At 39.4% G+C, this 6,044-nt stretch carries 3 protein-coding genes and 4 pseudogenes; all 7 read right to left on the reverse strand.

All coding sequences use genetic code 11. The annotated features are described in order from the left end of the window. Positions 1 to 31: 31 nt before the first annotated feature. Positions 32 to 415 (reverse strand): S1 RNA-binding domain-containing protein, encoded by a 384-nt coding sequence (locus tag DCC35_RS22210; RefSeq protein ID WP_394347748.1) that lies wholly within the window; start codon positions 413 to 415, stop codon positions 32 to 34. Between the two features lie 24 nt (positions 416 to 439). Next, positions 440 to 534 (reverse strand): annotated as a pseudogene (locus tag DCC35_RS22215) (hypothetical protein); the annotation flags it as partial. A 113-nt stretch (positions 535 to 647) separates the two neighbouring features. Continuing rightward, positions 648 to 2,090: pseudogene (locus tag DCC35_RS22220) on the reverse strand (helix-hairpin-helix domain-containing protein); the annotation flags it as partial. Then, on the reverse strand, positions 2,087 to 2,239 hold the full coding sequence (locus DCC35_RS22225; RefSeq protein WP_394347714.1) for a hypothetical protein: 153 nt from the start codon (positions 2,237 to 2,239) through the stop codon (positions 2,087 to 2,089). The pseudogene DCC35_RS22220 and the gene DCC35_RS22225, both read right to left, overlap by 4 nt. Before the next feature lie 204 nt (positions 2,240 to 2,443). Further along, positions 2,444 to 3,842, reverse strand: a pseudogene (lpdA, locus tag DCC35_RS20500) (dihydrolipoyl dehydrogenase). A 30-nt stretch (positions 3,843 to 3,872) separates the two neighbouring features. Next, positions 3,873 to 5,470, reverse strand: a pseudogene (odhB, locus tag DCC35_RS20505) (2-oxoglutarate dehydrogenase complex dihydrolipoyllysine-residue succinyltransferase). 23 nt (positions 5,471 to 5,493) lie between these two features. Continuing rightward, positions 5,494 to 6,042 carry a hypothetical protein gene (locus tag DCC35_RS20510; RefSeq protein WP_137092560.1) on the reverse strand — a complete coding sequence of 183 codons (549 nt, stop codon included), beginning with the start codon at positions 6,040 to 6,042 and terminating at the stop codon, positions 5,494 to 5,496. Positions 6,043 to 6,044: the final 2 nt, after the last annotated feature.

Consider the following 6,044-nt stretch of genomic DNA (forward strand, 5'->3'; position numbering starts at 1 on the left):
ATTTAGTTATTCCAGAGGCCTTTAAGTTTTTTCAGTTTAGAAGCCATATCACCCTCGGATTCTTCCTTTTTCTTTGCACTTTTCTTCTTACAGGTTTTGTATTTTCATCTTTCATAGATAGAGATATCCTGTTCCTGTTAAAATCAACTTCCACTACTCTTACCTCAACCTTTTGCGAAACTTTCACCACTTCCGCAGGATCACTAACAAATTCATTGCTCAGTTCAGAAATATGAACCAGCCCATCCTGATGAACACCTACATCAACAAAGGCTCCGAATTTGGTAACATTTGTAACGATACCCGGAAGCACCATGCCAGGCTTAAGGTCTTCTACCTTATTCACTCCTTCATCAAAACTAAAGATCTCGAATTCAGCCCGAGGATCTCTTCCCGGCTTATCAAGTTCTTTCATTATATCATTTAAGGTTGGCAGACCTACTTCTTCGGTAACATATTTTTAAGATCGATCTTAGCTCTAAGCGACTTATCTTTAATTAAGTCTTCAACAGAAGCTCCAAGATCTTCAGCCATTTTCTCTACGATCGGATAACTTTCCGGGTGTACAGAACTTGAGTCGAGAGGATGCTTACTATTTCTGACTCTTAAGAAACCTGCCGCTTGTTCAAATGCTTTATCGCCCATCAGCTTGACCTTCTTAAGGTCTTCGCGTCCATTAAAAGCCCCATTTTCGTTTCTGTATTCAACTATATTCTTCGCAAGTGTAGGACCTAATCCTGAAACATAGGTAAGCAATTGCTTAGAAGCTAAATTAACTTCCACTCCTACGGCATTCACACAACTTTCTACTACTGTATCAAGCCCTTTTTTAAGTGAAGATTGATCTACATCATGTTGATACTGTCCTACTCCGATTGATTTAGCATCGATTTTTACAAGCTCAGCTAACGGATCTTTCAATCTTCTACCGATTGATACTGCTCCTCTTACTGTCAGATCCTGATCAGGAAATTCTTCCCTGGCCACATCACTTGCTGAATATATTGAAGCCCCACTTTCATTTACTGAAATGACGGGGACCTCAAAAGGAAACTTGATGTTTTTACAAAAAGCTTCAGTTTCTCTCCGGCTGTACCATTACCTATTGCAATGGCTTCCAGATTGTATTTTTGAATTAAAGCCATAACCACCGCTTCTGATTCAGTGATCTTTTTTTGAGGCTCATTCGGGAATATAGTCGTGTTCTCAAGAAGCTTACCTTGTTTATCTAGTGCGACTACTTTACATCCTGTTCTGAATCCCGGATCAATAGCTAAAACTGCTTTTTCACCTAGCGGAGAGGCAAGTAGTAGTTCCTTCAGGTTTTCAGCAAAAACTTTAATTGCCTCTTCATCACTTCTTTTCTTAGACTCCATCCTCATCTCAGTCTCGATAGCAGGTTTTAAAAGTCTTTTGTAAGAATCTTCAATCGCTTTTTCAACCTCTTTTGCTGCTTCCGAATTACCTTCAAGAATCATTTTACTCACGAGACTGATGGCTTCATCCTTATCTACGGATATATCAAGCATGAGAAAAAGTTCTTTTTCACCTCTTCTCATTGCCAGAATCCTGTGAGATGGTGCTTTTGAAAGGGGCTCTTCCCACTCAAAATAATCTTTATATTTGGCTGCTTCTTCTTCTTTACCGGTAATCACTTTTGATTTGATGATCGCCTTATTCCTGAACATTGTCCTTAGAGCTTCACGAACATCAGCATTTTCATTTACCCATTCTGCAATAATGTCACGAGCTCCTTGTAAGGCTTCTTCAACACTTTTGACCTCTTTGTCTTTCTCATCTGAAAGATACTTTTCTGCCTCAGTGGTCACATCGAAAGATTCCTGGGTAAATAACTTTTTCGCAAGTGGCTCCAGACCTTTTTCCTTGGCTATTGTACCCTTTGTTCTCCTTTTTGGCTTGTATGGAAGATATAGGTCCTCCAGTTTAGACAACGTTTCAGCTTCTTCAATCGCTTTTTTGAGTTCCGGGGTAAGCTTGCCCTGGTCGTCGATTGATTTTAATACAGTCTCCCTTCTTTTATCCAGTTCTTTTAACTGAGTTAGTCGGTCGCTGATCGAAGAAATATTCACCTCATCAAGGCTACCGGTTCTCTCTTTTCTATATCTTGAAATGAAAGAATCGTAGCTCCTTCCTCCAAAAGTTCAACAGTCGCTGTAACTCCTTTTATTGGTAAATTTAATTCTGAAGCTATTTTCAGAACATGCCTTTCAACACTCATATATTTAATTTTACTTTAAATCAGGACCTCAAAAGTATAGTATTTAATCAAAAGCAACCCGAACAGAAGCATTAAAATTTCAACAAAAAATCGCCTAAAAATTTGCATGAAGACATTGCCCTTCATTTCCTGCAAACCACTTTAGAAAACTAAAAAAGCCGGTGCATTTAGCACCGGCTCAATTATAAACAGTGTATTGTATTCTTAAATATGTATTGGTCTGTTTTCGGTAGCAGCCAGACAAGCCTCTTTAAATGCTTCCATATAAGTCGGGTGAGCATGAGACATTCTTGCAACATCTTCAGCCGAAGCGCGATATTCCATAGCAGTAACTCCTGCAGCGATCATATCCGCTGCTCTTGCGCCGATAATATGTACGCCGAGTATTTCATCCGTTTCTTTATGAGCAAGAACTTTAACTACACCATCGATGTCCATACTTGCACGTGCTCTACCTAACGCTTTAAAAGGAAAGTTACCAGTTTTTACAGGTACTTTTGTCTTCTTTTAATTGTTGTTCTGTCTTACCGACAGAAGCAACTTCAGGCCAGGTATATACAACTCCCGGTATGAGATTATAATTAATATGTGGCTTTTGCCCTGCAATTACTTCCGCTACAAAAGTACCTTCTTCTTCCGCCTTATGAGCCAGCATTGCTCCCTTGACAACATCCCGATGGCATAAATATTACCAACGCCGGTTTTCAAATTCTTATCAACTTCAACTCTACCTCTATCGTCAGTTTTTATGCCCACTTTATCCAGACCAAGACCTTCTGTGTAAGCATGACGACCAATTGACACAAGGCAATAATCACCTTTCAGCTCTACATTCTCTCCTTTAGGTGATTCAGCGACTATTTTCACTTCCTTACCTGTATTTTCTACTTCAGTTACCTTATGCTTAAGGAAGAATTCAAAGCCTAATTTCTTCAGAGACTTCTGAAGTTCTTTACCCATCGTTTTATCCATTGTAGGAATGATGCTGTCCATGTATTCTACTACCTGAACTTTTGCACCAAGACGTGCATAGACTGACCCTAACTCCAACCCAATAACTCCACCACCGATAATCACAAGATTCTTTGGAATCTCCTTCATCTTTAACGCTTCAGTGCTGGTAATTACTCTTTCTTTATCAAGTTTGATAAATGGAAGAGTACTTGGTTTGGAACCGGTTGCGATAATAATATTCTTACCCTTGATCTCCTTTGCATCTCCTTTCTCAGGAGCTACTTTGATCGTGTTTTTATCAACGAATGACCCAAGACCGGTATGTACATCAATTTTATTTTCTTCATCAGATAATCGATACCACCAACTGTCTGTGATACCACATCATCCTTCCTTTTGATCATCTGCTTCAGATCAGGCTTTAGATTTGATAATTTAATACCGTGATCTTTAAAAGTTGTATCAGCATTGTGATAATGCTCTGATGAGTCTAAAAGTGCTTTGGAAGGGATACAACCTACATTAAGACATGTACCTCCAAGGCTATTATATTTCTCAACGATAGCGGTCTTCATTCCCAATTGTGCGCATCTAATTGCCCCACATAACCACCGGGACCTGAACCAACTACGATTACATCATATTCCATTTTAAATATTGTTTTTCTTAATGAAAAAAATTAGATACCAAGCATCAATCTTGCAGGATCTTCAAGAAGTTCCTTAACTCGTACAAGGAAACTTACAGATTCCTTACCATCGATCACCCTGTGATCATATGATAATGCTACATACATCATTGGTCTTACAACTACCTCTCCGTTTTCAACCATTGCCCTTTCTACGATATTGTGCATACCGAGAATAGCTGACTGAGGAGCATTAATGATTGGAGTACTCATCATTGAACCAAAGATTCCTCCGTTGGTAATTGTAAATGTTCCGCCCTGCATTTCATCCATCGAAAGCTTACCATCACGCGCTTTTGTTGCTAACCTGATAATTTCAGATTCAATATCAGCAAACCCAAGCTGCTCAGCATTTCTTATCACAGGAACTACAAGTCCTTTTGGTGTTGATACTGCAATTGAAACATCACAGTAATCGTGATAGATCATCTCATCACCATCAATCTGTGCATTAACTGCCGGCCACTCAAGCAATGCCTGGCAAACAGCCTTAGTGAAGAAAGACATGAATCCTAATCCAACGCCATTCTTTTCTTTGAATTTTTCTTGTATTTCTTTCTGAGATCCATGATTGGCTGCATGTTCACTTCGTTAAATGTAGTGAGCATAGCAGTTTCATTCTTCACAGAAACTAAACGCTTGGCAATTGTCTTACGCATACTGCTCATGCGCTTTCTCTCAGCATTTCTTTCTCCTTTAGATGCTGAAGCAGGTGCTTTGGATTCTTCTTTTTTAGATGAAGACTCCTTTTTGCCTTCCGACTTCTTAGCATTCTGAGCATCCTCTTTGGTGATTCTTCCACCAGGACCTGTTCCTTAACTTCCTCAGGACTGATGCCTTTTTCAGCGAGAATTTTAGCTGCAGCTGGTGATGGATGACCTTTAGCATATCCATCCTCAGATTCAGACTCTTTTTTATCTGAAGATCCACTCTTTTCAGAAGATGAACTGTCAGAATCGTCTGAATCAGATGACTCACCTCCTTCGGTAACTTCGATCTTACAAATCAAATCACCAATCTCAAGAGTATCCCCTTCCTGTGCTTCAATTCTCAGGATTCCCTGTGCTTCAGCTGTTAATTCGAAAGTAGCTTTATCAGATTCGATCTCCGCGATCTCTTCATCCATTTCAACGAAATCACCATCTGACTTCAACCATGAACCCAAAGTCACTTCAGTGATCGATTCGCCAACAGTTGGAACATTCATTTCCACTACTTCTCCTTGACTTGGAACCAGATGATTTTTCTTTATCTTCTTTATCAGACTTGTCCTCAGAATCTTTCTTCTCTGACTTGCTGTCTTCTGAAGAGCTTTCAGAGGAATCAGAATCATTATCGGATGATCCACCCCCTTCACCTTCTTCAATTTCGCACAGCACATCACCTATATTTAATGTATCTCCTTCTTCAGCCTTGATCTTCAACGTTCCTTCTGCCTCAGCAGTCACTTCAAATGTTGCTTTGTCTGATTCAATTTCACAGATCGGCTCATCCATTTCTACATGGTCGCCGTCCTGCTTTAACCAGTTGCCGATAGTTACTTCATTAATTGATTCACCAACGGCAGGAATTTTCATTTCCAGACTCATAGATCTATAGTTTATTTTCTTTTTTATTTAAAAACAGCTTCAATAATTCGGTCTTGCTCTTCCTTGTGAACTTTTGGATATCCAGTAGCAGGAGAAGCACTTGGCTTTCTTGAAATCAACGTAAAGTCTTTTGCCTTACCCCAATTCATAAATAAAAAGCTATAGTAACCCATGTTCGCAGGTTCTTCCTGAGCCCACGCAAACTCCTTCGCTTTGGTATATTTTTTCTCGATCAGATTATTTACCTGAGCTTCCGGGAACGGATAAAGCTGTTCCACTCTGATAAGTGCTACATCATCAGATTTATTCTCTTTTCTGGCCTCTGTCAGGTCATAATAAAGTTTACCTGTACATAAAACAACCTTTCTTACTTTCTTTGGATCTACCTCCTTATCATCAAGTACTTCCCTGAATCGTCCTGAAGTAAATTCTTCTTTAGGAGATACAGCTTTAGGACTTCTCAACAATGATTTAGGAGACATCACTATTAAAGGCTTTCTAAATTGCCATGCAAGTTGTCTTCTTAAAGCATGGAAAAAGTTACTGGCCTCAGTAATGTTAACTACCTGCATAT

Origin of the sequence: Mangrovivirga cuniculi, from assembly GCF_005166025.1 — a bacterium.
Taxonomy (GTDB): Bacteria; Bacteroidota; Bacteroidia; order Cytophagales; family Cyclobacteriaceae; genus Mangrovivirga; species Mangrovivirga cuniculi.

Bases quoted from the DNA above. Each gene is read 5' to 3' on its own strand.
- DCC35_RS22210 (WP_394347748.1), bottom strand. From the start codon at position 415: ATGAAAGAACTTGATAAGCCGGGAAGAGATCCTCGGGCTGAATTCGAG.
- DCC35_RS22225 (WP_394347714.1), bottom strand. From the start codon at position 2,239: ATGAGTGTTGAAAGGCATGTTCTGAAAATAGCTTCAGAATTAAATTTA.
- DCC35_RS20510 (WP_137092560.1), bottom strand. From the start codon at position 6,042: ATGCAGGTAGTTAACATTACTGAGGCCAGTAACTTTTTCCATGCTTTA.